Here is a 240-nt window from a genome sequence, read left to right on the forward strand (position 1 = left end):
AAGAACACTATCGTTGTAGTGGCGTCTGCTTCTGAAGCGGCAGCTCTGCAATACCTGGCACCTTACTCTGGTTGTGCCATGGGTGAATACTTCCGTGACCGCGGCGAAGATGCACTGATCGTATACGATGACCTGTCTAAGCAGGCTGTGGCTTACCGTCAGATCTCTCTGCTGCTGCGCCGTCCACCAGGCCGTGAAGCTTTCCCTGGTGACGTTTTCTACCTCCACTCCCGTCTGCTT

The 240-nt window shown here is 55.0% G+C and carries 1 pseudogene; it reads left to right on the forward strand.

The window, feature by feature from the left end:
• Positions 1 to 240, forward strand: a pseudogene (locus ACYP03_RS27790) (F0F1 ATP synthase subunit alpha); the annotation flags it as partial.

The sequence above is a fragment of the Photobacterium sp. R1 genome (genome assembly GCF_054600795.1).